The organism is Spectribacter acetivorans, assembly GCF_031846305.1.
Taxonomy (GTDB): domain Bacteria; phylum Pseudomonadota; class Gammaproteobacteria; order Nevskiales; family Salinisphaeraceae; genus Spectribacter; species Spectribacter acetivorans.
Genome location: NZ_JAVRHY010000015.1, coordinates 1 through 26,232 on the forward strand (window position 1 = coordinate 1; position 26,232 = coordinate 26,232).

The 26,232-nt window shown below is 66.6% G+C and carries 30 protein-coding genes and 1 pseudogene; 18 read left to right on the plus strand and 13 right to left on the minus strand.

Annotation, left to right across the window (positions count from 1 at the left end):
* Together RM531_RS13320 and RM531_RS13325 are read left to right on the plus strand one after the other, a co-directional pair.
* A partial coding sequence (locus RM531_RS13320) for an ABC transporter ATP-binding protein (RefSeq protein WP_311659896.1) occupies positions 1-430 on the plus strand: 430 nt, incomplete at its 5' end.
* A gap of 53 nt (positions 431-483) precedes the next feature.
* Positions 484-1,191 (plus strand): hypothetical protein, encoded by a 708-nt coding sequence (locus RM531_RS13325; RefSeq protein WP_311659899.1) that lies wholly within the window; start codon positions 484-486, stop codon positions 1,189-1,191.
* 144 nt (positions 1,192-1,335) lie between these two features.
* On the opposite strand, the gene ycaC is transcribed toward RM531_RS13325, so the two are convergent.
* Both ycaC and RM531_RS13335 read right to left on the minus strand, forming a co-directional pair.
* The gene (ycaC, locus tag RM531_RS13330; protein ID WP_311659901.1) at positions 1,336-1,959 is read right to left on the minus strand and encodes an isochorismate family cysteine hydrolase YcaC; all 624 of its coding nucleotides are present in this window, start codon (positions 1,957-1,959) and stop codon (positions 1,336-1,338) included.
* Positions 1,960-2,066: 107 nt separating this feature from the next.
* On the minus strand, positions 2,067-2,960 hold the full coding sequence (locus tag RM531_RS13335) for a LysR family transcriptional regulator (protein WP_311659904.1): 894 nt from the start codon (positions 2,958-2,960) through the stop codon (positions 2,067-2,069).
* A gap of 97 nt (positions 2,961-3,057) precedes the next feature.
* Here RM531_RS13335 and RM531_RS13340 point away from each other — a divergent pair, with 97 nt between their 5' ends.
* Positions 3,058-3,930 (plus strand): pirin family protein, encoded by an 873-nt coding sequence (locus tag RM531_RS13340; RefSeq protein WP_311659906.1) that lies wholly within the window; start codon positions 3,058-3,060, stop codon positions 3,928-3,930.
* Positions 3,931-4,136: 206 nt separating this feature from the next.
* A pseudogene (locus RM531_RS13350) lies at positions 4,137-5,076 on the plus strand (pirin family protein).
* 54 nt (positions 5,077-5,130) lie between these two features.
* Here the strand turns inward: RM531_RS13350 and RM531_RS13355 are convergent.
* The gene (locus tag RM531_RS13355) at positions 5,131-5,607 is read right to left on the minus strand and encodes a DUF2147 domain-containing protein (protein ID WP_311659910.1); all 477 of its coding nucleotides are present in this window, start codon (positions 5,605-5,607) and stop codon (positions 5,131-5,133) included.
* Positions 5,608-5,724: 117 nt separating this feature from the next.
* Between RM531_RS13355 and RM531_RS13360 the strand changes: the two genes are divergently transcribed.
* Both RM531_RS13360 and RM531_RS13365 read left to right on the plus strand, forming a co-directional pair.
* Entirely contained in the window at positions 5,725-6,507 is a 783-nt protein-coding gene (locus RM531_RS13360; protein WP_311659911.1) for a crotonase/enoyl-CoA hydratase family protein, read from the plus strand.
* 66 nt (positions 6,508-6,573) lie between these two features.
* The gene (locus tag RM531_RS13365) at positions 6,574-7,329 is read left to right on the plus strand and encodes an NYN domain-containing protein (protein WP_311659912.1); all 756 of its coding nucleotides are present in this window, start codon (positions 6,574-6,576) and stop codon (positions 7,327-7,329) included.
* Positions 7,330-7,507: 178 nt separating this feature from the next.
* Here RM531_RS13365 and RM531_RS13370 read toward each other — a convergent pair whose 3' ends face one another.
* Together RM531_RS13370 and RM531_RS13375 are read right to left on the minus strand one after the other, a co-directional pair.
* The gene (locus tag RM531_RS13370) at positions 7,508-8,152 is read right to left on the minus strand and encodes a superoxide dismutase family protein (protein ID WP_311659913.1); all 645 of its coding nucleotides are present in this window, start codon (positions 8,150-8,152) and stop codon (positions 7,508-7,510) included.
* Positions 8,145-8,555, minus strand: coding sequence for a DUF3015 family protein (locus RM531_RS13375; protein ID WP_311659914.1), 411 nt, complete (start codon positions 8,553-8,555; stop codon positions 8,145-8,147). Before RM531_RS13375 ends, RM531_RS13370 begins: the two co-directional genes overlap by 8 nt.
* Positions 8,556-8,677: 122 nt before the next feature.
* Between RM531_RS13375 and RM531_RS13380 the strand changes: the two genes are divergently transcribed.
* On the plus strand, positions 8,678-9,565 hold the full coding sequence (locus tag RM531_RS13380; protein WP_311659915.1) for a haloalkane dehalogenase: 888 nt from the start codon (positions 8,678-8,680) through the stop codon (positions 9,563-9,565).
* 39 nt (positions 9,566-9,604) lie between these two features.
* Here RM531_RS13380 and RM531_RS13385 read toward each other — a convergent pair whose 3' ends face one another.
* Complete coding sequence (locus RM531_RS13385) at positions 9,605-10,339, minus strand: ParA family protein (protein ID WP_311659917.1); 735 nt, start codon at positions 10,337-10,339, stop codon at positions 9,605-9,607.
* A gap of 73 nt (positions 10,340-10,412) precedes the next feature.
* Positions 10,413-10,733: a DMT family transporter gene (locus tag RM531_RS13390; protein WP_311659918.1), complete on the minus strand. Its 321-nt coding sequence runs from the start codon at positions 10,731-10,733 to the stop codon at positions 10,413-10,415.
* A gap of 11 nt (positions 10,734-10,744) precedes the next feature.
* Here RM531_RS13390 and RM531_RS13395 point away from each other — a divergent pair, with 11 nt between their 5' ends.
* The 3 genes from RM531_RS13395 to RM531_RS13405 are packed head-to-tail and all read left to right on the plus strand — an operon-like array spanning position 10,745 to position 12,596.
* Complete coding sequence (locus RM531_RS13395) at positions 10,745-11,275, plus strand: metallophosphoesterase family protein (RefSeq protein ID WP_311659920.1); 531 nt, start codon at positions 10,745-10,747, stop codon at positions 11,273-11,275.
* The gene (locus tag RM531_RS13400; protein ID WP_311660006.1) at positions 11,275-12,111 is read left to right on the plus strand and encodes a DNA ligase; all 837 of its coding nucleotides are present in this window, start codon (positions 11,275-11,277) and stop codon (positions 12,109-12,111) included. The genes RM531_RS13395 and RM531_RS13400 overlap by 1 nt, the downstream gene beginning before the upstream one ends.
* Complete coding sequence (locus tag RM531_RS13405) at positions 12,111-12,596, plus strand: NlpC/P60 family protein (RefSeq protein ID WP_311659922.1); 486 nt, start codon at positions 12,111-12,113, stop codon at positions 12,594-12,596. The genes RM531_RS13400 and RM531_RS13405 overlap by 1 nt, the downstream gene beginning before the upstream one ends.
* A 53-nt stretch (positions 12,597-12,649) precedes the next feature.
* Here the strand turns inward: RM531_RS13405 and RM531_RS13410 are convergent, their stop codons facing one another.
* The 5 genes from RM531_RS13410 to RM531_RS13430 form a co-directional block, all read right to left on the minus strand.
* Entirely contained in the window at positions 12,650-12,922 is a 273-nt protein-coding gene (locus RM531_RS13410) for a hypothetical protein (protein ID WP_311659923.1), read from the minus strand.
* Positions 12,923-13,084: 162 nt separating this feature from the next.
* Positions 13,085-13,924, minus strand: a complete 840-nt coding sequence (locus RM531_RS13415; RefSeq protein ID WP_311659925.1) for an aldo/keto reductase — start codon at positions 13,922-13,924, stop codon at positions 13,085-13,087.
* Complete coding sequence (locus RM531_RS13420; RefSeq protein ID WP_311659927.1) at positions 13,924-14,334, minus strand: YbaN family protein; 411 nt, start codon at positions 14,332-14,334, stop codon at positions 13,924-13,926. Before RM531_RS13420 ends, RM531_RS13415 begins: the two co-directional genes overlap by 1 nt.
* Positions 14,331-15,827 carry an SLC13 family permease gene (locus RM531_RS13425; protein WP_311659928.1) on the minus strand — a complete coding sequence of 499 codons (1,497 nt, stop codon included), beginning with the start codon at positions 15,825-15,827 and terminating at the stop codon, positions 14,331-14,333. The genes RM531_RS13420 and RM531_RS13425 overlap by 4 nt, the downstream gene beginning before the upstream one ends.
* Positions 15,828-15,843: 16 nt before the next feature.
* Positions 15,844-17,985: a S9 family peptidase gene (locus RM531_RS13430; RefSeq protein WP_311659929.1), complete on the minus strand. Its 2,142-nt coding sequence runs from the start codon at positions 17,983-17,985 to the stop codon at positions 15,844-15,846.
* Between the two features lie 142 nt (positions 17,986-18,127).
* Here RM531_RS13430 and RM531_RS13435 point away from each other — a divergent pair, with 142 nt between their 5' ends.
* Both RM531_RS13435 and RM531_RS13440 read left to right on the plus strand, forming a co-directional pair.
* Positions 18,128-19,711, plus strand: a complete 1,584-nt coding sequence (locus tag RM531_RS13435; RefSeq protein WP_311659931.1) for an FAD-binding oxidoreductase — start codon at positions 18,128-18,130, stop codon at positions 19,709-19,711.
* A gap of 13 nt (positions 19,712-19,724) precedes the next feature.
* Positions 19,725-20,258, plus strand: coding sequence for a macro domain-containing protein (locus RM531_RS13440; protein ID WP_311659933.1), 534 nt, complete (start codon positions 19,725-19,727; stop codon positions 20,256-20,258).
* A gap of 32 nt (positions 20,259-20,290) precedes the next feature.
* On the opposite strand, the gene RM531_RS13445 is transcribed toward RM531_RS13440, so the two are convergent.
* Positions 20,291-20,914, minus strand: a complete 624-nt coding sequence (locus RM531_RS13445; RefSeq protein WP_311659935.1) for a TetR family transcriptional regulator — start codon at positions 20,912-20,914, stop codon at positions 20,291-20,293.
* A 178-nt stretch (positions 20,915-21,092) separates the two neighbouring features.
* Here RM531_RS13445 and RM531_RS13450 point away from each other — a divergent pair, with 178 nt between their 5' ends.
* The 6 genes from RM531_RS13450 (at position 21,093) to RM531_RS13475 (ending at position 26,118) form a co-directional block, all read left to right on the plus strand.
* Positions 21,093-22,205 (plus strand): ferredoxin reductase, encoded by a 1,113-nt coding sequence (locus RM531_RS13450; RefSeq protein ID WP_311659937.1) that lies wholly within the window; start codon positions 21,093-21,095, stop codon positions 22,203-22,205.
* A 128-nt stretch (positions 22,206-22,333) separates the two neighbouring features.
* The gene (locus RM531_RS13455) at positions 22,334-23,434 is read left to right on the plus strand and encodes a fatty acid desaturase family protein (RefSeq protein WP_311659939.1); all 1,101 of its coding nucleotides are present in this window, start codon (positions 22,334-22,336) and stop codon (positions 23,432-23,434) included.
* Between the two features lie 4 nt (positions 23,435-23,438).
* Complete coding sequence (locus tag RM531_RS13460) at positions 23,439-23,654, plus strand: hypothetical protein (RefSeq protein WP_311659940.1); 216 nt, start codon at positions 23,439-23,441, stop codon at positions 23,652-23,654.
* A 9-nt stretch (positions 23,655-23,663) separates the two neighbouring features.
* Positions 23,664-24,092, plus strand: a complete 429-nt coding sequence (locus tag RM531_RS13465; protein WP_311659941.1) for an acyl-CoA thioesterase — start codon at positions 23,664-23,666, stop codon at positions 24,090-24,092.
* Between the two features lie 122 nt (positions 24,093-24,214).
* Positions 24,215-24,910 carry an SDR family oxidoreductase gene (locus RM531_RS13470; RefSeq protein WP_311659942.1) on the plus strand — a complete coding sequence of 232 codons (696 nt, stop codon included), beginning with the start codon at positions 24,215-24,217 and terminating at the stop codon, positions 24,908-24,910.
* A complete protein-coding gene (locus RM531_RS13475; RefSeq protein ID WP_311659943.1) occupies positions 24,907-26,118 on the plus strand; it encodes a saccharopine dehydrogenase family protein in 1,212 nt (403 codons plus the stop codon). The genes RM531_RS13470 and RM531_RS13475 overlap by 4 nt, the downstream gene beginning before the upstream one ends.
* The last annotated feature ends 114 nt before the right edge of the window (positions 26,119-26,232 follow it).

Sequence of the window (26,232 nt, forward strand, 5' to 3'; positions counted from 1 at the left end):
AATATTAGAGGTGTGCCGGCTGGATTTCAGGGTTGAGCCTCCTCCCTTACACGAAGTTGGCTCATACGAGCCGAAGTTGACTAAACTTTCGTCCGAAGTTGAGATGAGGTTTCAAGACCTCTCTTCTGGTGAGAAAGTACTGATGTCCTTTGCTCTTTGCCTATACAACGCAACTGACGCCAGGCAGGAGAAGCCATTTCCTAAGCTTCTTCTGTTAGATGAAGTTGACGCGCCATTACACCCATCTATGGTTGTTTCTCTTATAGATACAGTGAGAGAAGTTCTGGTGGAGGGGAAAGGCGTTTCTGTCATCATGACAACCCATAGTCCGTCGACCGTTGCTCTCGCTCCTGAGGAAGCTTTGTATGAGATGAATTCAGCCGGTCCGAAGGTCGAAAAATATCAAAAAGTAGAGCGGTTTCTGTCCTAACATTCGGCGTGCCCACTCTTTCAGTATCGCTTGAAGGGCGAAGACAAGTGTTCGTGGAAAGTAAGACCGATGCTCGCCTATATGAGAGGCTTTACCAGAGTTATAAGGAGCACCTGTCTTCCGAAAGATCGCTGATTTTTATAGAAGTGGGAAATACAGGGGCATCGGGTGGTGAGAGTAACGCTGGCTGCGCGCAAGTAGACCGATTGGTAAAGAACTTGAGGGACGGAGGGAATGTGTCAGTGTTTGGGCTCACTGACTGGGATGGCTCCAGACGCTCAACATCTAGGGTTCACGTCCTGTCGCCGGAAATCAGGGACGGGCTAGAGTCAGTCCTTTTGGATCCGGTGCTGTTATGCGCAGCAGCAATACGTGAGAATATGCCTTTTTGTCGCGATAAGGCGATTATTGAGTCAGAGGAGCGGTACACGGACCTTGGTGGCTGGAGTGGCGAGAAATGGCAAAATATTGTTGATAGATTGCAGGCTTACGTACTAGATCGAGACGTTAAAAATGATCAGCGCATAACCATTCAATACTTAAATAATATGAGTCTCAATATATCTAAAAGTTATCTTCACTTAGACGACCACGCTCTCGAGGAAAGAGTGTTAGATAAATTCGGATTCTTTCGGCCGCGCAATAATAATTCTGGTGATTTAATGAAATATATTGTGTCTACCGTGTTGAATGACTACCCTCTCTTGGTGCCTTTAGACTTACTTGAAAGCTTTGGGTCACTACTTGAATCTGATAGTTAAACGTTGTCTCGATAGCTTCAAGAGTATGTGCTTGGAGCTTTTGGGGCCGGCGATGAGCAACAAAAACTGACGTGGGTGGATAACACGCATTACATCGTCGCAGAAAGGGCTCTGATCGTAAGCTTCCCCCGGCAGACGTGACAGTTACTGCCGAGCCGCATAACTGGTCATCAGATTGCGGTAGTTGGGGATGTGCTGGGAGAACAGCGCGCCCAGCCCCTCGATATCGTTGCGCCAGTCACGGTGCAGTTCGCCGGCCATGGCGAACCAGTTCATGAGCTGCACGCCGGACTGCTGCATGCGCAGCCAGGCGGAATGGCGGGTGACCTCGTTGAAGGTGCCGGAGGCGTCGGTGATCACGAACACCTCGTAGCCTTCCTCGATTGCCGATAGCGCCGGGAAGGCCACGCACACCTCGGTGACCACGCCGGCGATGATGAGCTGCTTCTTGCCGGTGGCCTTGACCGCGTTGACGAAGTCTTCGTTGTCCCAGGCGTTGATGTTGCCGGGGCGGGCAATGTAGGGGGCGTCCGGGAAGGTCTCGATCAGTTCCGGCACCAGCGGGCCGTTGGGGCCTTCCTCGAAGCTGGTGGTCAGGATGGTGGGCAAGCCGAAGTACTTGCCGCAGGCGGCGGTGGCCAGCACGTTGTTCTTGAACTCGCCGGGCGAGAAATCCTGTACCAGCGAGATCAGCCCGGACTGGTGATCCACCAGCAGCATGGCGGCGTCGTTCTTGTCGAGGCGGCGATATTGGTATTCGGCAGTCATGAGAATCCCCGTCATCGGTGAATGGCAGGGATAACTGTGCCGGCATTGCGCGGTCGCGGGAAGTCGGATTACCGCAACGCGGCGTTCGCGGTGGACGAACGCTGGTGTCAGATCGTCTGCAACGTTCGCTGCAGGTACTCGATCAGCGCGCGCACCTTGCGTGCCGGCTGGCGCTGGTAGGGATAGAGGGCGTGGATGCCGTAGGACTCGGGCCTTGCATCGGGCAGCACCGCCACCAGGCGGCCGTCGGCCAGGGCATCGGCGAGGATGAAGCGGGGCAGCAGGGCCAGGCCCAGCCCGGCGAGCACGGCGTCGCGCATGGCCTCGCCATTGTTGACCACCAGCCGGCAGGTCATGGGCACGTGCCGGGCGGGGCCGTCGTCGCCATGGAATCGCCACAGCTCGGTGGCGGCGACATGGGTGTAGCCGATCGCCGGATGCTGCGGCAGTTCGTCCAGGCTGGCGGGCAGGCCGTGGGTGTCGGCGTAGTCGCGACTGGCGACGATCACCCGCTCGACGGTACCGAGCTTCCGCGCCACCAGATTGGAGTCGCGCAGGTGGCCGATGCGGATGGCCAGGTCGAAGCCGCCCACGGCGATGTCGGCGGCGCGGTCGTCCAGGTCCAGGTCGAGTTGCAGGCCAGGGTGATCGCGCAGGAAGGCGAACAGGGCGGGGCCCAGAATCAGGGTGGAGAAGCTCATCGGCGCGGCGATACGCAGGCTGCCGCGCAGGGCCTGTTCGTCAGTGGCCAGGTCCTCGCCCGCGGCGTCCAGTTCCGCCAGGGCGGCGCGGGCCCGCCGGTAGAAGTCGCGGCCGGCGTCGGTGGCGGTCATCCCGCGGGCCGAGCGGTGCAGCAGGCGCACGCCGAAGGCGGCTTCCAGCGCGCTCACCCGCTTGCTGACCACCGACTTGGTCCGCTGCAGGCGCCGGGCAGCGGCGGAGATGCTGCCGGTTTCCACCACCCGCAGGAAGGCTTCGATGTCGTCGAGGGCGTACGCCATCGTTGCATCATAACGAACACTGCGTTCGCGGTGACGGCCCTTGCTCGCCGCCGGTTCGTCCCGATTATGATGGCCAAAGCGAACGCAGGAGAACGCCATGACCACAACCGCCGAGATCAACGATGTGCGCACGCCGCGTCCGGTGACCCGGGTGATCACCGGCCAGCCCACCACCGAGGGTGGCGGGGTCAATCTCACCCGCGTGCTGGGCCAGCCGGCTTTGTCCGAGCTGGATCCGTTCCTGTTGCTCGACGAATTCCGCTCGGACGATTCGGCCGACTATCTGGCCGGTTTTCCGGAGCACCCGCACCGCGGCTTCGAGACGGTGACCTACATGCTGGCCGGGCGCATGCGCCACGGCGACAACCACGGCCACAGCGGGGTGATCGGCCCCGGCGGGGTGCAGTGGATGACCGCCGGCCGCGGCATCGTGCATTCGGAAATGCCGGAGCAGGACGAGGGCCTGATGTGGGGCTTCCAGCTCTGGGTGAACCTGCCGGCGGCCGACAAGATGGGCGAGCCCGGCTATCAGGAGCACGCCGCGGACGCCATTCCGGAGGTCGGCCTGCCGGGCGGTGGGGAAGTCCGGGTGATTGCCGGGCGTTTCGGCGATGCCGTGGGCCCGGTGGCCGCGGCGGCGACCGCGCCGGTGTATCTGGACGTGCGGCTTGATGCGGGCGAAACGTTCTCGACCGCCGTGCCGGCCGGCCACAACGCCATGCTGTATGTCTATGACGGTGCGGTGGACGTGGCCGGGCAGTCGCTGACCCGCGGTCAGTTGGCGCAACTCGGCCAGGCCGCCGGCAGCGAGGATGGTGTGGCGTTCACCGCCGGCGACGACGGTGGCCGGGCGCTGCTGATTGCGGGGGCGCCACTCAACGAACCGGTGGCTCGGTACGGGCCCTTCGTGATGAATCACGCCCACGAAATCCGTCAGGCGGCGCTGGATTTCCAGGCCGGACGGTTCTGAGGTGCGGGCCCCTCGTCCGCTTGCGGGCGAGCTTTGCGAGGGGAGCGAAGCGAACCGGGGTTGGGGAGAGGGCGCCCGGATTGTCGCCCCTCGCCCTGGCCCTCTCCCCCGTTGTCGGGGGAGAGGGATGGTGGTGATCGGCCTTTTCGTTCGGTCGCCGGGGATGGCGCTATGGCTGGGTTAAGCTTGCGACAGGAGGTGGACCCATGAGCAACATCGAACCCCAATGCCGGCTGTCCGACTCGCGGGACTGCCCCGCGGCCGCGGGTGCACCGGTCAGCGAAATTATCGCGGCGCGCGAGGCGGTGCTCGGCAGGGACATGGTCATCCGGCGCGCGCTGCCCACCCGGCACCGGCGCATGATCGGGGCCTGGTGTTTTCTCGACCACGCCGGGCCGGCGGATGTGTCGGCCAATCCGGTCGACGTGGGCTCGCATCCGCATATCGGGTTGCAGACCTTCACCTGGCCGGTGTCGGGCCAGTTGCTGCACTAAGGATTCGCTGGGCAGCAATCAGGTGATCGATCCGGGGCAGGTCAACCTGATGACCGCCGGGCGCGGGATCACGCATTCCGAGGAATCTCCCCATGGCGGCCCGGCCTGTTTCGAGGGGGCGCAGCTATGGATTGCCCTGCCCGATGCCAATCGCCATATCGAACCGGCGTTCGAGAACTATCCTAAGCAGCCGCAGTTCGACCGCGACGGCTTCCGGATCACGGTGCTGGCCGGCGAGGCCTTCGGCGAACGGGCGCCGGCGCGCATCTATTCGCCGCTGGTCAGCGTGGACTTCACTACGGACGGCGACGCCGCCACCGACCTGCCGCTACGCAGCGATTTCGAGTACGGCCTGCTGGTGCTGCAGGGTGCGCTGACGGTCGCCGGGCAGGCGCTGGTGCCGGGGCAGTTGCTGTATCTCGGCCGCGGCCGGGAATCCCTGCCGGTGCGGGCCGATGGCGCCGCCCGCGTGCTGCTGATCGGCGGCGAACCCTTCGGCGAGGAGATTCTGCTGTGGTGGAATTACGTGGCGCGCACGAAAGCCGAGATCGCCGAGGCGGACGCGGCCTGGAAGCGTCATGACGCCCGGTTCGGTGAGGTGCCCGGTTATGCCGGGGCGCCGCTGACGTCGCCGGCGCTGCCCTGGCGATAGGGCGATCTGAAGACGGCTTGAAAGCCGCCCTACTGGCGGAATCGGCCGGGCCGCCTATTCGGTTTCGACCAGTACGCTCTGGTCCACCCCTTCGGCATCGCGACCGGCCCGGGTCCAGATTTCGGTGCGGCCCAGCAGCGAAATGCCGATGTAACCGCGCAGCTTGAGCTTGTCCGGTTCCGGCGTTTCCATCCACGCGGAATAGGTCTTGCCATTGTTGGGGTCGTAGGCCTCGCCATCTTCCCAGCGGCGCTCGCCGTTGTATTCGAAGCCCTTGAGAATGCGGATGCCCAGCAGGGACCGGTCGCGTTTCGCCGGGTCCGGGTTGTTCACATCCTTCTCCGGACCGTCGTTGTCGCCGCTACCGGGCGGCTCGCCCACGGTCTTGCCGAAGTAGGCGCCGTTTTCCTCGAATACCTGGATGTAACCGTCTTCCGCGGCGGTCAGCCACACGCCGGTGATGGCGTCCGCCTCGGGCTGGGCGCTGGCAGCGGTGGCCAGCGCGAAAAGCAGGGCGGCGACGAGGGGCATCGGCTGTCGGGTGATCAATGCAGTCATGTCGGGGTGCGGCGGTTTCAATGTCGGTGCCGATATTCTAGCCTGCGGCCAGTAGCCCGCATCATCAAACGCCCGTCAGCAGGAGTGGCCATGTCCAACATCAGCGTCGAAACCCGGGGGCACGTGCTGTGCATCGGCATCAACCGGCCGGACAAGCGCAATGCGTTCAGTCTGGATATGTACCGGGACATGGCGGCCGCCTACGGCCGGCTCGACCGCGATCCGGAACTGCGCTGCGGCCTGCTGTTCGCCCACGGCGACCATTTCACCGCCGGGCTGGATCTGTCGGAGTGGGCCTCGGAGTTCGCCGCCGGCCGGTTTCCGCCCATTGATGACGACGCCGTCGAGCCTTTCGGCCTGGATTCCGACAACCGGCTGAGCAAGCCGCTGGTGGTGGCCACCCAGGGCATCTGCTTCACCGCCGGCATCGAGTTCATGCTGGCCGGGGACATCCGCGTGGCTGCGGACAACACCCGCTTCGGCCAGATCGAGATCAAGCGCGGCATCTACCCGGTGGGCGGCGGCACCATCCGTTTCATCCAGAGCATCGGCTGGGGCAACGCCATGCGCTATCTGCTGACCGGCGACGAGATCAGCGCCGACGAGGCGCACCGGATGGGCCTGATCCAGGAACTCACGCCGGTGGGCCAGCAGTTCGACCGCGCCTTCGAGATTGCCCGGCGGGTGGCGGCCCAGGCACCGCTGGGGGTGCAGGCTACGCTCAAGAGTTCGCGGCTGTCACTGGATTCCGGCGAGCGCGCCGCCATCGAAAAGCTGCTACCGGACCTGATCCCGATCATGAACAGCGAGGACGCCCGGGAGGGTGTGCAATCGTTCGTGGAGCGGCGCGAGGCGGTCTTCAAGGGGCGCTGATAGACTGCCGCCAAGGCATTCCGGTGGGATGGCATTCGCTGCCCGCCTCGTCAACAAGGAACCGCAATGGCCGACGAACCGCTGATCGCCGTCTTCGTCGATTTCGAGAATCTGGCGCTGGGCGTCAAGGACGTGCCCGGCGGCGATTTCCAGATGGAACTGGTCACCAAGCGTCTGCTGGAAAAGGGCCGCATCGTGTTCAAGCGGGCCTACTGCGACTGGACCCGCTACAAGAACACCATGCACGCGTTCCACGCGATGGGGGTCGAGATGATCGACATTCCCCAGTCACGCGTGTCCGGCAAGAACAGCGCGGATATCCGCATGGTCGTGGATGCCATCGACATGTGCTATGCCAAGAGTCATATCGACATCTTCGCGCTGGTGTCGGGCGATTCCGATTTCTCGCCGCTGGTGTCCAAGCTCAAGGAGAACGACAAGCGGGTGATCGGCTGCGGGGTGAAGTCGTCCACCTCCGATCTGCTGGTGGCCAACTGCGACGAGTTCATCTACTACGACGATCTGGTTCAGACCGCCCGCAAGAGCGGTTCGCGCCGGGCCAAGCGTGGCAACAAGCCGACCGACAAGAGCGCCGAGGCGCGCGAGAAGATTCTCGAGATCGTGCAGTCGCTGGAGTCGGATTACGACCCGGTCTGGGGCTCGCAGATCAAGCAGACGATCAAGCGCGTGTACCCGAGCTTCAACGAGACCCACTACGGCTACAAGGGCTTTTCCGAACTGCTGCAGGACGCGGAAAAGCAGAAGCTGCTGGCGCTGGAATACGACGCCGACCGCGGCAACTACAAGGTGCGCTCGATCTGACGCAGGTTGGTATGCCGGCTGGCCGCTTGAAAGCGGCCCTACGCAGGAATCGGGTTATTTCGCCAGCCGTTACCTCGAGGTAGGGCGCGATTCATCGCGCCGGTTCAGCCGCAGCGCCACGAAAAAGGGCCCGCAGCGCGGGCCCTTCTCATTGCCGATAAAGGCAAAGCCAGTGTGGCTAGTTGATCACACCGCAGGCAATCCGCCCGCCGGCGGCGCCGGCCGGGGGTTCCGTGGGATCGTTACCCTTGGCATGCACGACCACGGCCTTGCCGCGGACCGCGTCCAGTGACAGGCCTTCCAGGGTGATCAGTTCGTTGTCGCTGCCGGTGTCGGCCACGTTGAACTCGCCCAGATTGCCGTGGATCACGTCGTCCCCGTCGGTGGGGAACTTGAGATGTGGGCCGGCGGCCTGGGCGTTGTCGCCGCAGTCACCATTGGCGTGGACGTGGAAGGCATGCTTGCCCGCGCTCATGCCGCTGGCCTCGGCGTACACCTGGATGTCTTCACCCATCGCGGTGAACTCGACCTGGCCGGTTACGCCGCTGCCGTCCACTTCCTCGAGCGTGGCGGTTACCTGGTTGTCGCTGGCGGTCGGCTCTTCGGCCATCGCCTCGTCGGCGGCATCGTCCATGTCGTCCATGGCTTCGCCGGCGTCATCCATGGCCTCTTCCGTTGCCTCGGCGGCATCGTCGGCCGCTTGTTCGGCGGTGGCCTGGGCGTCTTCCATGGCCTCTTCGGCCTGTTGCTGATCGCCCTCGCTGCAAGCGGTGATGGTGAAGGCGCCCGCGCAGAGGGCGGCGATCATCCAGAAATTACGCATTGTCCTGGCTCCCGATTGGTTCGAGCTTGGCACGGTGAGCGCTGATGCGCGTCACCAGGTCCCCGTGATTTTCGAGGTCGGAGAATAACACTCCGTAGTTGTTCTGCATCCAGTCACCGAAGGCCTGCGGGTCGTTTTCCCCCATCAGGCGGGCCAGTGCCGCGGTGTGTTCACCGCCACCGGCGGCGGCCTCGCGGCGGACGATGTGGAACTGGGAATCCACGAACTCACGCGCCTGGGCGTACTCGGTATTCGGGCCTTCGGTGGTGGCGTCCGAACTCTGGGACGTGGTGTCGGTGACCTGTTCCAGCGCCTTGGCGGCCGTATTGGTGGTACTGGTGACGGCACTGCAGCCGGCCACGATCGGCAGCGTGAACAGTAGGGAAAGAAGTACGCGTTGCATCGGCTTGTCCTCGCGTTGGGGAGGTTCCGAGTCTAGCCCTGTTGGGCCGTCCGCGTCGAAGGAATTTGACCGGACGGGAAGGATGCCCGATTTTCGGGGCAGGATTTCACTGCCGATTTGCCATGGACGTTCTGCGAACTCCCGACGAATGCTTTGCCGGCCTGCCCGGTTACCCCTTCGAGCCCCGTTATGCCACTGTTGGCGACCTGCGGCTGCACTACCTGGATGAAGGCAATCCGGATGGCCCCGTGGTGCTGCTGATGCACGGCGAACCGAGCTGGTCGTATCTGTATCGCACCATGATCCCGCCGCTGGTCGGCGCCGGCTGTCGCGTGTTGGTGCCGGACCTGATCGGCTTCGGCCGCTCGGACAAGCCGGCCGCGGTGGACGATTACAGCTACCAGCGGCACGTCGACTGGATGCTGGACTGGTTGCGGCAGCTCGATCCCGACCGGGTCACGCTGTTCTGCCAGGACTGGGGCTCGCTGATCGGCCTGCGGCTGGTGGCCGCCGAGCCGGATCGGTTCGCCCGGGTGTTCGTGGGTAATGGCGGGCTGCCCACCGGCGACGAAAGAGTGCCGGCCGCGTTCAAGCTCTGGCGGGCGTTCGCGTTGTACAGCCCGATCTTCCCGGTCGCCGGGATCATGCGCGTGGCCACCCGCGCGCCCATGGACAAGGCCACGGCGCGTGGCTACGCGGCGCCATTTCCCGACAAACGCTATCTGGCCGGCGCTCGCGCCTTCCCCGCGCTGGTGCCGATCACGCCGGACGACCCGGCCAGCGAGCCCAACCGCGAGGCCTGGACGGTGCTCAGGCAATTCGACAAGCCGTTCCACACCTGCTTTTCCGATGGCGATCCCATCACCCGCGGTCTGGACCGTGGCCTGCGCCGCCGGGTGCCGGGCGCGGAAGGTGTGGAGCACACCACCATCGAGGGGGCCGGCCATTTCCTGCAGGAGGACAAGGGACGCGAAATCGCCGCCTTCATGCGGCGGCAGATGGGTTGTTGAGCAGTCGTCTCTCGGCTGGAATGGTTGCCGAGTCCCGATCTATGCCAGTGCCTTCCAGAGCGCTCTGAACTGTGTCGCCGCGCGCGACCTTGGCGCGAAGCAGGCAACCGGCGCCTGGTATTCGCCCATGCGTTCCACGTCCGCCGAGTAGCCGATCCACGCGGTCGGCGCGTCGCGCATGATGGCCGGTGGGTCGCTGAGCATGTCCCGGTGCAGCCCCTTGCGGCGGTCGACCATGGAGAAGAACGGCTGCACCCGGGCGGCCTTGCGGCCTTCCTTGCCGGCCAGCGTCTCGATCTGATCCAGCGCCCGGAGTGACAGGGGGCTGGGCACGACGGGCACCACCAGGGTATCCGCCGCCCGCAGTACGGCGGTGGCGAGGCTGCCGAGACCCGGTGGGCAGTCGAGTACCACAAGCGTGTAGGTCTCTGAGAAGGGTTCGATCAGGTCGGCCAGCCGTTTCTTGCTGCCGGACGCGGCTCGCAGCAGGGCGTCCATGTGGCGGAAACTGGTATCGCCGGGGATCGCGTGCAGCCTTTCATGATGCGCGGTTCGCCGTACGAAGCGCCCCAGCGGGCGGTCGCCGTCCACCACCTTCCGGGCGGCCAGCTTGCGGTCCGTATCCACCTGCAGGTACCAGCTGGCGGCTGACTGCGGGTCCAGATCCCAGAGCAGCACGTGCTCACCGGCCCGGGCCGCCTCCCAGGCCAGATTGACGGCGGCGGCGGTCTTGCCGACGCCGCCCTTGGCGCTGTGCAGGGCCCATATATGCATGGCGGCAGCCTCGCGTCGGAATGTGACAAAAAGATGACAGTCGGGTTTCGGCGACCACCGCGCCGGGCGGCGTTCAGTCGCCGGCGGTCAACTTCAGGCCGATCACCGCGATGATCAGCAGCGCCAGACACAGCAACCGCGCGGTTTCGCGCGGCTCGTCGAAAAGCAGCATGCCCAGGATGGTGGTGCCGGCGGTGCCGATGCCTACCCATACGGCATAGGCGGTGCCCAGCGGCAGGGTCCGTACCGCCAGCGCCAGCCCGTACAGGCTTGCCACCATCGCCAGACCGGTGAGCAGACTGGGCAGGGGGCGGGTGAATCCGTCGGTGTATTTCAGTCCGATTGCCCAGGCAATCTCGAAGACTGCCGCGATGATGAGAATGAGCCAGGCCATGACGCGCAAGGATGACGCGCCGCCCCGGATTTGCAAGCGCTGCGTGGCTACTCAATCATGCCGCCATGCGCGTGGCACTGATCAGCGATACCCATGGCCATCTCGATGACCGGATCGCGGCGGTTCTGACCGATTGCGACCGGATCGTGCACGCCGGCGATGTGGGCGCCGGAGTGGCCGACATTCTTGCTGCCCTGGATCTGCCGGTGACGGTGGTGACGGGCAACAATGATCCGGCAGACGCCGGGTGGCCGGTCTCGGCCGAGCTCGATCTGCCCGGCGGCCGGCTGGTGGTGATCCATGGGCACCAGTGGCCGGCGGCCCGGCGTCATCAGCGCCTGCGCGCGGCGTACCCCGGGGCCCGCGCGGTGGTCTGCGGGCACAGCCATCGCCAGGTGGTGGATCAGGACGAGTCCCCCTGGATTCTCAACCCGGGCGCCGCCGGCCGCACCCGGACCTACGGCGGCCCCGGTTACATCATTCTCGACGCCGACGCGCAGGGCTGGCGGGTTGACGCCCGGCAGTTGTCCCGCCAGCCGTGATGCGGTGGGCCGGGTTGCTCGGGCTCGCGCTCTGGTGCCTGGCCGGCGCCGCCGAGCCGCCGGCGCTGACGCTGGCCGAGGATTACGAGCGGGGACCGGATGTCGCCGACTACTGGGTCAGCGAGAAACTCGATGGCGTGCGCGGCTACTGGACCGGCGAGCGGCTGATCACTCGCGGCGGGCATCCGGTCCATCCGCCCGACTGGTTTGTGGCTGATTTCCCGGACGTGCCGCTGGACGGCGAACTCTGGCTCGGCCGCGGCCGTTTCGCCGAAACCTCGGGCATCGTGCGCACGGAGGAACCCGTGGATGCCGAGTGGCGGGGCATGCGTTTCATGGTGTTCGATCTGCCGGCGCACGATGGCCGTTTCACCGAGCGGCTGGCGGCGCTTGAATCGCGTATGAATGAACTCGACATCGACTGGCTGCAGCCGGTGAAACAGTTTCGGGTGGCCGACCACGCCGAACTGCAACGGCGGCTCGAGGCCGTGGTAGACCGCGGCGGGGAAGGGCTGATGCTGCGCCGGGCTGATTCGCGGCATGAAAGCGGTCGCAGCGACGATCTGCTCAAGGTCAAGATGCATCGGGATGCCGAGGCCCGCGTGATCCGGCACCTGCCGGGCGACGGCAAATACGCGGACATGATGGGCTCGTTGCTGGTGGAAACCCCGGACGGCCGACGCTTCCGGCTGGGCACCGGTTTCACCGACGAGCAGCGGGCTGACCCACCGCCGGTGGGAAGTTGGGTAACCTATCGCTTCAACGGCTTCACCACCAACGGACTGCCACGATTCGCCCGCTTCCTGCGCGTTCGTCCCGGTTACACACCGCCCTGATGCGCCAGCTCGCCGCCGCGGGTCTGATACTGCTGGTCGGCGCCTGCAGCAGCACGCCGGATCACCGGGTGCCGGCGGTGCGGGTGTCCGATGCGGGGGTGGCGATGGACGACACCGCCGCGGTACGCGAAACGCTGTATGCGCAGCTGGATGACTGGCGTGGCACGCCCTACCGGCTGGGCGGCATGACTCGCGACGGGGTGGACTGCTCCGCCTTCGTGCTGCGAGTGTTCCGGGACGCTTTCGGCATCCGGCTGCCGCGCACCACCGAGTTGCAGGCCTTCGTCGGCCAGCCGGTCGAAGATCACACCGCCGGGGATCTGGTGTTCTTCAAGACCGGCTGGAAGCAGTGGCACGTGGGGATTTATGTGGAGGAATACCGGTTCGTCCACGCCTCGACCAGCCAGGGCGTGATTCTCAGCGATCTGCGCAACCCCTACTGGGCCGGCCACTACTGGCATTCGCGACGTCTGCGCGTGGATTGACCGCCCCCGGCGACGCGGCCGGGGACGGTCGGGCCGTCAATGCATATGACCGATCAGTAGGCGCCGGAATCGTCCTTTTCGGCGTCCTCGACGACGTCCTCCTGGTGTTCGGAGGCCGGCATTTCGCCGGTCGAACGCTCGCCTTCGCTGCGTTCGGCTCCTTCGGCCTTGTCGGTCACACCCTTGGTGGCTTCCGCCTGGTGCTCGCTGGCCGGCATCTCGGTTTCCTTGTCCCGATCACCGGCCCAGGCCGGGCTCAGGGTCAGGGCGCTGCCGAACAGCAGCGTGGCGATGGTGGTCTTGATGGCATGCTGTTGCTTGAACATGTTGGCGAACCTCTCTTCAGAAGCGAATGTCGGTTTGCCCTCGTACACAACACACCCTGCGGACGATGGTGGCGTTTTAAAGGGGCGGCATACCGATAACAAATCCGACATGCCGGAGCGCCGGTGAAAGCGGCGGATTGAAGTCCGCCCTGCAACGCGACGCTAGACGATATCCAGCGCCTGCTTGCGCGTGGGCGGCGGGAAGCAGGTTTCCAGCGCCGCCAGGGTTTCCGGGGCCAGTTGCAGCCCGGCGGCGCCGGCGTTGTCGGCCACATGGTCGAGCGTGCCGGCCTTGGGGATGGCTATCACATCCTTGTTGCGCATGACCCAGGCCAGCATCAGCTGCGCGGGACTCATGTCGGCTTCGGCGGCCAGTCGTTGCAGGCGCGCATCCTGCAGCGGGCCACGGCCCTGGCCCAGCGGGCAGTAGGCCATGACCGGCAGCGCCTGGTCGCGGCACCAGGGCAACAGGTCGTATTCGATGCCGCGGGAGCCGAGGTGGTACAGCACCTGGTCGGTGGCGCAGGCACTGCCACCGGGCAGGTCGAACCAGTCGCGCATGCCGCCCACGTCGAAGTTGGACACACCCCAGCGGCGGATCAGCCCGTCGTCCCGCAACCGCTCGAAACCGGCCAGGGTGTCGGCCAGCGGCACGCCGCCCGGCCAGTGCAGCAGGTAGAGGTCGATGCAGTCCGTGCCCAGGCGCTGCAGGCTGGCCTGGCAGGCCGCGCGCATGCGCTTCAGATCCGCGTTGTGCGGGAATACCTTGGACACCAGGAACACCTCGTCACGGCGGCCGGCGATGGCCTGGCCGGTGACGCGCTCGGCGCCGCCGCTGCCGTACATTTCGGCGGTGTCGATCAAGGTCAGGCCGTGATCGATGCCGGCCTGCAGGGCGTAAACCTCGGCGGCGCGGGCGGCTGCGTCCTCGCCCATGTGCCAGGTGCCCTGGCCGAGCGCCGGGACGGCGGTCCCGTCCGGCAGGGTGACGGTTGCGGTCATCAGCGGTCCTGTGCGGTTGCGCGCGGTTGCTCGGGGCGGGTGGCCAGATACAGGCCGACGCCGGTCAGCGTGACGGCCACCACCGGCGGTACCCACCACACCGGTGCGGTCAGCCAGACGATCACCCAGCTCAGTGCCATCAGGGACAACGACATCAGCTTGGCGCGGCGTGAAATCACCCGATGATCCTGCCACGCCACCAGCGCCGGCCCATAGGTGGGGTGTTCGCGCAGACGGCGGCGCAGCTCGGGCGAACTCTTGCCGGCGGCCCAGGCGGCAACGATCAGGAACGGGGTCGTGGGCAGCACAGGCAGTACTGCACCCACGGCCCCGAGTGCCACGAACAGCATTGCCACGCCCAGCCAGATCCGGCGCGTCAGCGCGGATGACGCGCCGCCGTCGTTGCTCACGGCCCGCTCGCCCACGCCGGGACCTGTCCGAATACCACCCCGAACAGCAGTGGCAGCAGGCTGTAGACCAGCGCCGTGATCAGCACCAGAAAACCGATGTTCAACCACAGCCCGGTGCGTGCCATCTGCGGCAGCGAGACATGCCCGCTGCCGAAGGCGATGGCATTGGGCGGCGTGGCTACCGGCAGCATGAACGCGCAGGAGGCCGCCAGCGCGGCCGGCACCGCCAGGGTCAGGGGGTTCTCGCCCAGGCCAATGGCCAGTGCCGCCAGCACCGGCAGGAAGGCCGCGGTGGTGGCGGTGTTACTGGTCAGTTCGGTGAGCAGCAGGATGGTGGCGGCCGCGGCCAGCAGTACCAGCACCAGCGGCAGTTGATCCAGGCCGCCGAGCAGATTACCGATGTAATCCGCCAGCCCGGTGGCCTGGACCGCGGCCGCCAGCGACAGCCCGCCACCGAACAGCAGCAGCACGCCCCAGGGCAGGTCGGCGGCGGCGTTCCAGTCCAGCACCGGCCGCCACGGCCGCCGCTGCGCCGGCAGAATGAACAGCAGCAGCGCCCCGGCCATGGCGATGCCGGCGTCGGACAGCCCCGGTACGTAGGCGGTTATCAGCGGGGCCGAAATCCAGGTTGCCGCCACCCCGCCGAATACCACGGCCACCGTGATCTCCGGGTCAGTCACCGGGCCCAGTTCGCGCCGCCGGGCGGCGATGGCATCCCCGCCTTCGGCCAGCATGACGCCGCGCAGCGGGTAGCAGCGCATCAGCACCGCGAACACCAGCGGCAGCCCCAGGCCCACCAGCGGCAGACCGAAGGCCAGCCACTGGGCGAAGCCGATCTCGACCCCGTAGGTCTTGCGGAAGAAGCCGGCGAGCAGGGCGTTGGGCGGGGTGCCGATCAGCGTGCCCAGGCCGCCGACGTTGGCGCCGTAGGCGATCGCCAGTACCAGGGCAGTGGCGAAAGCGCGGCCGCCGGCCTCGCCGGTGGCTGCCAGCCCGGCCACGCTGACCGCGATGGGCAGCATCATCATGGCGGTGGCGGTGTTGCTCACCCACATGGACAGAAAGCCGGTGGCCAGCACGAACCCCAGCACGATGCGCTGCGGCCCGCTGCCCACCGCGGCTACGATTGCCAGCGCCAGCCGCCGGTGCAGGCCGTGGCGCTGCATGGCCAGGGCCAGCAGGAAACCGCCCAGGAACAGGAAGATGATGGGGTTGGCGTAGGGCCGCGCGGCGGCGTCGATGTCGGCCACGCCCAGCAGCGGGAAGGCGGCCAGCGGCACCAGCGCAGTGGCCGGAATCGGGATCGCCTCGGTGATCCACCAGGTCGCCATCAGCAGCGCGACCACCGCGCAGTGCCAGCCGGCGGCCGACAGGCCCGCGGGCGCCGGCAGTGCCAGCAGCAGGGTGGCTCCGACCAGACCGCCGACCAGGCCGGCGAGGCTCAGGCGCCTTGTGGAATCGGGTTCGGATCGGTCCGGAGGCGACGCCGGCATGGCGGTGATCCGGTGGTCAGCGCCCGGCCGTGGCCGGCTCTCCCGCGCGCTGCCGGTTGGCCGCCAGGGTGTCCAGCAGGAAGGCGTAGATCAGTGCGGTTTCGTCCAGCGCCTCGAAGCGGCCGGGCCGGCCGCCGTGGCCGGCGGCCATGTGGGTCTTGAGCAGCAGGACGTTGTCGTCGGTCTTGGTGGCGCGCAGTTTCGCCACCCACTTGGCCGGCTCCCAGTAGGTCACCCGCGGGTCGGAAACCCCGGCGATGGCCAGGATCGGCGGATAGGCCTGGGTGGTGACGTTCTGGTAGGGGCAGTAGCCGCGAATGGTGGCGAAGGCCTCGGGATCCTCGATCGGATTGCCCCATTCCGGCCACTCCGGCGGGGTCAGGGGCAGGCTGGGATCGAGCATGGTGTTGAGCACGTCCACGAACGGCACGTCGGCCACCGCCGCGCCCAGCAGGTCGGGCCGGCGGTTTAGCACCGCGCCCACCAGCATGCCGCCGGCGGAGCCGCCCAGCGCGGCGATGCGCCCGGCGCGGGTGTAGTCCTGCGCGATGAGGTATTCGGCGGCCGCGGCATAGTCGTCGAAGGTGTTGGTCTTGTGGGCCGCCTTGCCCTGGCGGTACCAGGCATAGCCCTTTTCCATGCCGCCGCGGATGTGGGCGGTGGCGTAGACGAAGCCGCGGTCGACCAGCGACAGCCGGTTGCCGGAAAACGCCGCCGATTCCGACACCCCGTAGGCGCCGTAGCCGTACAGCAGGCAGGGGACGCTGCCGTCGATGGCGGTGTCGCGGTGATGCAGGATGGTCACCGGCACCGTCTCGCCGTCGGCGGTGGGCGCGGCCAGGCGGCGCACCACGTAGGCATCCGGATCGTGGCCGCTGGGAATTTCGCGGCGCTTGCGCAGCACGCGCTCGCGGCTGGCCATGTCGTAGTCCCAGGTCTCCGGCGGCCGGGCCGGGGAGGTATAGACGAAGCGCAGGTCGTCGGTGTCGTATTCCAGACCCGGGGCCATGCCCAGGGCGTAGGCGGCTTCGTCGAAGGCGATGGCATGTTCGTCGCCGCTGGTCTTGGCCGTGATCACGATGCGCGGCAGCGCGTCCACCCGTTCCAGCCGCACCCGGTGGCGGGCGAACTCAACGTTGTCCAGGATCAGCCGGCCCGGCTGGTGCGGGACGAGGTCGGTCCAGTTGGCCCGGCCAGGATCGGCCAGCGGGGCGGTGACCAGCTTGAAGTCCTCGGCGTCGTCGGCGTTGGTGACGATCACCAGCCGCCCGGCCTCGCGGTCGTGGTCGACGTCGTATTCCACCCCCGGATCGCGCGGCGCGACCACCCGCGGCGCGGCGGTCGGATCGCGGGCGTCGATCAGCCGGACCTCGCTGGTCTCGTGATCGTGGGCGTCGATGAGCAGGAAGTCCCCGCTCTGGGTTTCGCCCAGGCCGACGAAGAAACCGGCGTCGGCCTCCTCGTAGACCAGCGTGGCCGATTCGGGCGGATCGCCCAGCGCCAGCCGCCAGATGCGGCAGGGCCGGTGGTTGTCGTCCAGGGTGGTGTAGAACAGCCAGTTCGAGTCGGCCGACCACAGCACGTTGCCGGCCGTTTCCGGCACCGGCGGCTGGATTTCCTCGCCGGTCGCCAGGTCGCGCACGTGCAGGTTGAACACCTCGGCGCCGGACTCGTCGACGGTAAACGCCAGCTTCGCGTGGTCGTTGCTGTGGGCCACCGTGCCGATGTTGAAGTAGTCGCGACCGGCGGCCTCGGCGTCGCCGTCCAGCAGTATCTGTTCGCCGTCGTCGGCGTCGCGTGGCCGGCGGCAGAACACCGCGTGCTCGCCGCCCTCGCGGAAACGGCTGTAATAGGCCCACTTGCCGTCGGGCACCGGCACGCTGGCGTCGTCCTCGAGGATGCGTCCGCGCATCTCCGCCACCAACTCTTTCTGCAGATGCTGAAGGTGGGCGGTGGCGGCCTCGGTGTAGGCGTTCTCGGCTTCCAGATAGGCACGGATTTCGGGCGCCAGCTTGCCGGGATCGCGCATGGCCTCGCGCCAGTTGTCGTCGCGCAGCCAGGCGTAGTCGTCAATCAGGGTGACGTCATGAACCGTCCGACGATTTGGCTGTGGCTCGGCCACGGGCGGGTGCGATCGATCAGCGGAATCCGGCGTCATTCAGTGTCGGGCGGCAGGGGCATGGGGCTGGCAGTCTTGCCGAATCACCGGGGCAGGTCAAAGCGGCGACTGCCCGCGCATGGCGTCCGGGCGGGTGCCGCGCTAGTCTCGGCGGCCACGACCACACGCGACCAGGCAAGCGATGACCAAGACCCGCAATCCCATCGGCTGGGGCTATCTCGAGGACCGGCTGGAGGACAAGCAGCGCGAGCGGATCCTGCCCGCGATCCAGATGTTTCTCGGCGGCGAGCTGGCCGAACACCGCCCGCCGCCGGACGATGCGGACGTGGCCATTCTCCGGGCAAAGCTGACCCCGCCCGACTCGTTGCGGGAGGTGATTGCCACCGACCACGCTTCGGCACTGCTGCATGCCGCCGGGCGCAGCTTTCGCGATCTGGCCACGCTGCGGGCCGGGAACCCGGTGCCGGCCCCCGATCTGGTGGCCACCCCGCGCGACGAGAATGAACTGGCGGAAGTGCTGGCCTGGGCCTCGGATCAGAGCATCGCGGTGATTCCGTTCGGCGGCGGTTCCAGTGTCGTCGGCGGGGTGAACCCGGAAGGCCTGGAGGACCGCAACGGCGTGGTCAGCCTGGACCTGCAGCAGTTGAATCAGGTGATCGAGGTGAGCGAGCGCGATCGCGTGGTGCATGCCCAGGCCGGCATTCTCGGCCCCGACCTGGACGCTGCGCTCAAGCCCCACGGACTGGCCGTTCGGCATTATCCGCAGTCCTACTTTCATTCCACGCTGGGCGGCTGGGTGGCCACCCGCGGGGCCGGCCATTTCTCCACCCTGCGGGCCAAGATCGAGGACCGCGTCCAGGCGCTGTCGGTGATGCTGCCGGATGGCCGCATGGTGGAAACGCGGCCGCTGCCGGCCTCGAGCATCGGACCGGATCCCAACCGCCTGTGGTGCGGCAGCGAGGGGGCGCTGGGGGTGATTGTCGACGCCCGCCTGCGAGTGGTGGCCGACCCCGAGCACAAGCTGTCGCGATCGGTGGCGTTCGACGATTTCCCGGCGGCGCTGGAGGCCACCCGGGCCATTGTCCAGGCCGATCTGTGGCCGTCGCAGATGCGTGTGCTCGACCCCTACGAGAACCTGGTCTCCGGCGCGCTTTCCGGCAACCCCGGACAGGGCGCGCTGATGATCCTGGGCTTCGAGGGCGAGCGGGACCGCTCGCGCGACCTGGACGATGCCCTGGCCATTGCGCAGGATCACGGCGGCAGACCCAATCCGCCAGCGGACAGCAGCGGCAGTGGCGCCTGGCGCGATACCTTCTTCCGGCAGCCTTACTTGCGCGACGCGCTGCTGGATTACGCCCTGATCATGGACACCTTCGAAACCGCTGTGCCGTGGTCGGCGCTGCCGACCTTCTATCACGAGGTGCGCCAGGCCACGCTGGACGCGGTCAACGAGGTGGGCGGCACCGGCGGCGTGACCTGCCGGGTCACCCACGCCTATCCGGACGGGGTGTGTCTCTACTTCTCGTTCTACGCGCCCGGCCGCCACGACTCGCTGGTCCAGCAATGGCGTGAAATCCGCGACGCGGGCGCCGACGCCGTGAACGCCGGCGGCGGCACCCAGAGCCATCATCACGCCATGGGCCGCGACCACCAGCGCTGGGCCCGCGAAGAGATTCCCGCCGCCTTCCGCGGCGCGGTGCGGGCGGCGCGCCAGGAGCTGGATCCCCGTGGCATCATGAACCCGGGGCTGTGGTTCGATACCTGACGGGGACATCGCCATGCGTGTGAAGGCGGAAAACCTGACGATCGACTGCGAAGTGGGCGACATCGCCGCCCAACCGGATATGGACGCGGTGGTCAACGCGGCCAACGCGCAGCTGATGATTGGCGGCGGCGTGGCCGGAGCGATTCATCGAGCAGCTGGCAAGGGCCTGGCCGAGGAATGCGCCCCGCTGGCCCCGCTTGCGCCGGGCGAGGCGGTGGTCACCAGCGGCCATAACCTGCCCAATCCCCACGTGATCCATTGCCTGGGGCCCGTCTACGGCCGGGACGAGCCGGCCGACCGGCTGCTGGCGGATTGCTATCGCAATGCCTTGCAGTTGGCCGAGGAGAACGAACTGAAATCCCTGGCGTTTCCGGCGATTTCAACCGGGGCGTTCGGCTATCCGCTGCGGGCCGCCACCGAGATTGCCGTCGCCACCGTGCTGGATGCGGCGCCGAGACTGCACCGCGTGCGCCATGTCCGCTTCTGCCTGTTCAGCGAAGGCGACTACGATGTTTATGCCGAGATTCTGGCAAGCCGGACCGGTTAACGCGCGTCCGGCCTGTTCCATCCCGTAGTGGCCTAGCTGCTACGCCACTGCGGCACCGCCAGCACGATCAGCCGTAGCTGTCGGGTGGTGGTGTTGATGATCTCCGCTTCGGCGTCGGCATCGTCCTCCGGCGCATTCAGGATCAGATCGGTGGCTTCCGTCACGGCGGCCACGATCAGCCCGGCAATCATCCGCAGATCGCCGGCCGACCAGCGATCCAGCACCGGGAAACGTCCCAGGTCGGTGGCTAGTTCGCTCACGAACAGCTGGATGCCGTTGTGGATGCCGTGGCGCAGGGTGGCCACGCCGCCGAAGCGCTCACGCATGATGAAGTGGAAGTGCAGCCGGTTGGCCTGGACGTAGTGAACGTAGGTGGTGACTGAACTGCGGATCACCTGCTCATGGGGCACCGGCTGTTCCCGGGCCTCCCGCATCATCCGGCGCAGGGTGCGCAGGCTCTCGTCCACCAGCGCCAGCCCCAGCGCCTCCATGCTCTCGAAGTGCCGATAGAACGCGGTCGGCACGATGCCCACCGACTGCGTGAGCTTGCGCAGCGACAGGGCGTCGAAGCTGCGCCCGCGGGCAACCTGGCGCAGCGCCGCGTCCATCAGCGCCTTGCGGGTGGTTTCGCCGCGGCCGGCCCGGCGCGCGGTCATCGCTGTGACCTTTTCCTGTGAATGACTGTTGACACGGCTGGGTGGTGTCTTTGCGAGCGCAGTGACTGTTGACATAAAGCTATCGTTACCTGCCGTAATTGGCAAAGTGAACAGGTGTTGACATTATGCATTCCGGGCTGCATTGTGTACACACGTTCACAAACGATCGTGACTCTCGATGCTGACCACCACAACCCGTCTGGCCCGCGCCACCGCGACCACGCTGCTGCGTTCCCGTCTGACCCGGGCACTGGCGTTTCCGCATGATGTGGACCGTTACCTGGAACTGGTCGATCCGCTCTGGGCTCACGGCGAAATCCGCGCCCGTCTGCTGGCGCGCGACGTCGAAACCGACGACTGCGTCACGCTGACGCTGGCGCCCAACGGCCGCTGGCCGGGCATTGCGGCCGGCCAGCACGTGCAGGTCGGTGTGGAGATTGACGGCCTGCGGCATACCCGCTGCTTCACGGTGTCCAGTTCCGCCCACCGGGCGGATGGCTGCATCACCCTGACGGTGAAGGCGCAGCCGGATGGCCGGGTATCGCGTCATCTGGTTGACGCGGCGCAGCCGGGAAGTGTTGTCACGCTCTCGGCGCCGGCCGGGCAGTTCGTGCTGCCCGACGAGCGCCCGCGCCGGCTGCTTCTGATCACCGGCGGCAGCGGCATCACGCCGGCCATGGCCATGCTGCGCACGCTGATCGACGAGGGCCATGACGGCGAGGTGGTTTTCATCCACTACGCGCGGCGCTATGAGGATCTGATCTTCGGCGAGGAACTCGCCGGGGCCGCCGCCCGGTACCCGTGGCTGCGCCTGATTCGCGTGATCACCGGTGAGCCGCCGCGGGGTGATGACCTCGGCGACCGTTTCTCGGCCGAACAGCTCGCCGACGTGCTGCCGGACTGGCGCGACTACGCCGCCTATGCCTGCGGGCCGGCGCCGCTGATCGAGGCCGTGCAGACGCACTGGCGCGAGCAGGCACCGAACAAAACACTGCAGATCGAGTTTTTCCAGCCGCCCCGGTCCACGGGCCCGGTCAGCGGCGGTCGGGTGGCGTTCGCCGGCAGCGATCTCGCTGTCACCGACAACGGGGCGTCCCTGCTGGAACAGGCCGAAGCCGCCGGGCTGACACCGGAATACGGCTGCCGCATGGGCATCTGCCATAGCTGCACCTGCCGCAAGACGGCCGGCCGGGTGAAGAACATGATCTCCGGCCGCGAGTCCGGCGACGGGGACGAGGAGATTCAGCCCTGCGTATCCGTGCCCGTGGGTGACGTGACGCTGAACCTCTGATCACGAATCTAAGTCCTCTCCTTCGATGGGGGAGGGTCCGGGCGAGGGTGAGGCCAAGTCGTTTCCCCTCTCCCCAACCCCTCTCCCGCGGGGAGAGGGGCTTCGAACCGGAACCTGGGAGTCTGACAATGACCGACGAAATCCCGAACCTGACCAACGAACAGCTCGACGCCTTCGGCGCCGAACTGGACGCTATCCGCGAACGCGTGCTCGACGACCTGGGCGAACGCGACGCCGATTACATCCGCGGCATGATCCGCACCCAACGGGGACTGGAAGTCTCCGGACGGGCACTGCTGTTCGCCTCGATCTTCCCCCCGGCCTGGCTGGCGGGCACCGCTGCACTGGCCGCGTCCAAGATCCTGGACAACATGGAGATCGGCCACAACGTCATGCACGGCCAGTACGACTGGATGAATGACCCGGCCATCCACTCGGCCAATTTCGAGTGGGACACCGCCTCGCCGGCGTCGCAGTGGAAGCATTCCCACAACTACCTGCACCACACCTTCACCAATATCGTGGGCAAGGATCGCGACGTGGGCTACGGCATCCTGCGGATGTCCGACGAACAGCGCTGGCGTCCCTATTACCTGGGCAATCCGGTCTACGCGTTCTTTCTTGCGGTGCTGTTCCAGTGGGGCGTGGCGCTGCACGATCTGGAAGTGGACCGCATCGGCCAGAAGGACGACATGGGCCGCGCCGAGCGTCTCAAGCGCGCCGGTCAGATCTGGCGCAAGTCCCGCGGCCAGCTGGCCAAGGATTACGCGCTGTTCCCGCTGCTGGCCGGTCCGTTCGCGCCGCTGGTGTTTGCCGGCAATCTGGGCGCCAACCTGAGCCGCAATCTCTGGTCGTTCATGATCATCTTCTGTGGCCATTTCCCGGACGGGGTGGAGCAGTTCACCGAAGAAGGCACGCGGGAGGAGACCCGCGGGCAGTGGTATCTGCGCCAGCTGCTGGGCTCGGCGAACATCCGCGGTAGCAAGCTGTTCCACGTGATGTCCGGCAATCTCAGCCATCAGATCGAGCATCACCTGTTCCCGGATCTGCCGGCTCACCGCTACGCCGAGATCAGCGAGGAGGTGCAGGAAATCTGCGGGCGCTATGGCATCGCCTACAACAGCGCCAGCCTCGCCCGACAGTTCGGCACCACGGTGAAGCGCATCGCCAAGCTGGCGCTGCCGCCGCGGTCGGCGCTACCCTTCGCGAGACAGCCTGTTGCCGCCTGATGCCATGCCCGGAAAAATCGAGATTGCCAAGGACGTCGTCGAGGTTGCCGTGCAGTCCGGCGCCGAGCGCGCCGGGCGCATCGCCGGCGCGGTGACGCGCACGGTGGGCGAGATCACCGGCGAGGTAGGCGGCTGGTTCACCGACATCTTCGAGATGATGGATGCCGCCGACCGGGCGGAGGCGGATCGCGAGGCGGACGAGACCGACCACGATCGGTAGACTGCCCGCATGGCAGATGCCGATGCGACATTCCGCTTCTCCCACCCCCTGCGCGTGCGCTGGGCCGAATGCGATCTGCAAGGGATCGTGTTCTTCGGCCGCTACTACGAATATTTCGATATCGGTATGACCGAGTACCTGCGGGCCCTGGGCGTGGCCTACCCGCGGGACTTCCTGGCCGCCGGCGGCGATCTGTTCATCAAGCACAGCGAGTGCGATCACCAGGGCTCCGCCCGCTTCGACGAAATCGTCGACATCGACACTCGCATCGCCCGGCTCGGGCGATCCTCCATCGTGTTCGAATTTCGCGTGGCGCGCGCCGGCGAGGCGCTGGCGACAGGGCAGATCGTCTACGTGTTTGCCGATCCGGAGGCGCGCGAAACCCTGGCATTGCCGGCCGAATTCAGGGACGCCGTGGAACGATTCGAGGCGGATTGATCCAACAGGGAAGATCACCGCTTATTTGCGGGCCATTCGAAGCGACCGGGTTGTGCAATCATCGCCGATAGCGGTCTGACTGTACTGACCTGAATTCGCAAGCAATCCGACGCGAGGAAATCATGACGAACGCTGACGATCGGGTACTACTCATCACTGGCGCCTCCAGCGGCATCGGCGCGGCGACCGCCCGGGCGGCCGTGACCGCCGGCTTCCGGGTGGCACTGGCCGCCCGCCGCCGGGACAAACTGGTCGATCTGGCCGCGGAACTGGGGGGTGACGAGCATGCCCTGGCCATCGACTGCGACGTGACCGACTACCCCGCCCAGGAGGCGATGGTGGCCGAGACCGTGGCCCACTTCGGCCGGCTGGATGCGGTGTTCGCCAACGCCGGTCGCGGTGGCGAGCCTGGTGGTTTCTCCGGCGCCGACCCCGATGTGTGGCGCGACATGACGCTGATCAACGTGCTCGGCGTGGCCTACACCCTGCGCGCCGCGATGGCCGAACTGAAGAAGACGAAGGGTCATATCCTTCTGACCAGTTCCGCGGCCGGCCGGGCCACGATTCCGGGCTCCATGTATTCCGCCACCAAGTGGGCGGTGACCGGCATGGGCTACAACGTGCGTGAGGAGGTCAAGGACGAGGGCATCCGCACCACGCTGATCGAGCCGGGTATGGTCGATACCCCGTTCTTCGACGAGCCGAAGCCGGGCGTGCTGCAGGCCGAGGATGTCGCCGACGCTGTGGTCTGGGCGCTGACCCGGCCGCGCCGGGTGGATGTGAACGAGATATTCCTGCGGCCGGCTCCCGTCTCGTGACGGCGGACGATCGGTCGTCGCGCCGGTTCGATTTCATCCTGTTCGGGGCCACCGGTTTCGCCGGCGGCCTCACCGCCGAATACTTGGCGACCCAGCCGGATTGCGCCGGGCTGACCTGGGCGCTGGCCGGGCGCAATCTGGCCCGCCTGGAGGATGTCCGAGCAAAGCTGGCGGCACTGAATCCCGATCTCGCCGAACTGCCACTGATCGAAATCGATCTGGCCGATGCCGATCGGCTGCAGGCGGTGGTCGCCGAGGCCCGGGCCGTGGCCACGACGGTCGGGCCCTACATCCATTACGGCGAGCCGCTGGTGGCCGCTGCCGCGGCGGCCGGCACCGATTATCTGGACCTGACCGGCGAACCCGAGTTCGTGGACCGGATGCTGGCGACCTACGACCAGCCGGCCCGTGAGAGCGGGGCGCGCATTGTGCACTGCTGCGGATTCGATTCCATTCCGCATGATCTCGGGGCGCAGTTCACCGTCGAGCAACTGCCGACCGATCAGCCGCTGACCGTGGAGGGTTTCGTGCGCGCGGGCGGCCGGCCCTCCGGCGGCACCTGGCATTCCGCCATCCACGCCTTCAGCCGGGCGCGGGGCTATGCCGCCCAGCGCCGACGTCAACATCGGGATTCACCGGGGAGCAACGGCGCCCGGCGCGTGCGGGGCACGCCGCCCGGGGTTCGCTGGGAGGCTCGACTGCAGGTCTGGGTCTGCCCCTTTCCCAGTATCGACCCGCAGGTAGTCAAGCGCTCGGCCCGGGTGCTGACGGCGTACGGCCCGGATTTCCGCTATGGCCACTACGTGGCAGTGCGACGACTGCCGATGCTGGCGGCCGGGGTGGCGGGAGTCGGCGCCCTGTTCATCGGCGCCCAGGTGCCGCCGGTGCGCAAGGCGCTGCTGGCGATGCGGGCCCCCGGCGAGGGGCCGGACGAGGCCGAGCGCGCCCGCGGCTGGTTCGAGGTGCATTTCCTGGGGCGCGCGGCGGATGGTCAATCCGTGCATACCCGGGTCAGCGGCGGCGATCCCGGTTACGACGAAACCGCCCGCATGCTGGGCGAATCGCTGCTCTGTTTGGCCCATGACGAAGCGGCGGCGCGTCCCGGCATCGGCACCCCGGCAACCGTGCTGGGACTACCGCTGCGGCAACGGCTGCAACGCGCCGGCATGGGATTCGACGTGGTCTCGACCTGGCGCGATCTGACCTGACGGCCGGCGCAACCAGGCCGAACAATAAATAAAACATATGCAATAACTAATGAACTTTAATTTTTATTTATACAAATGCTGCGCTAATTTCGCCGTCCACTAGTGGAGGCTGAC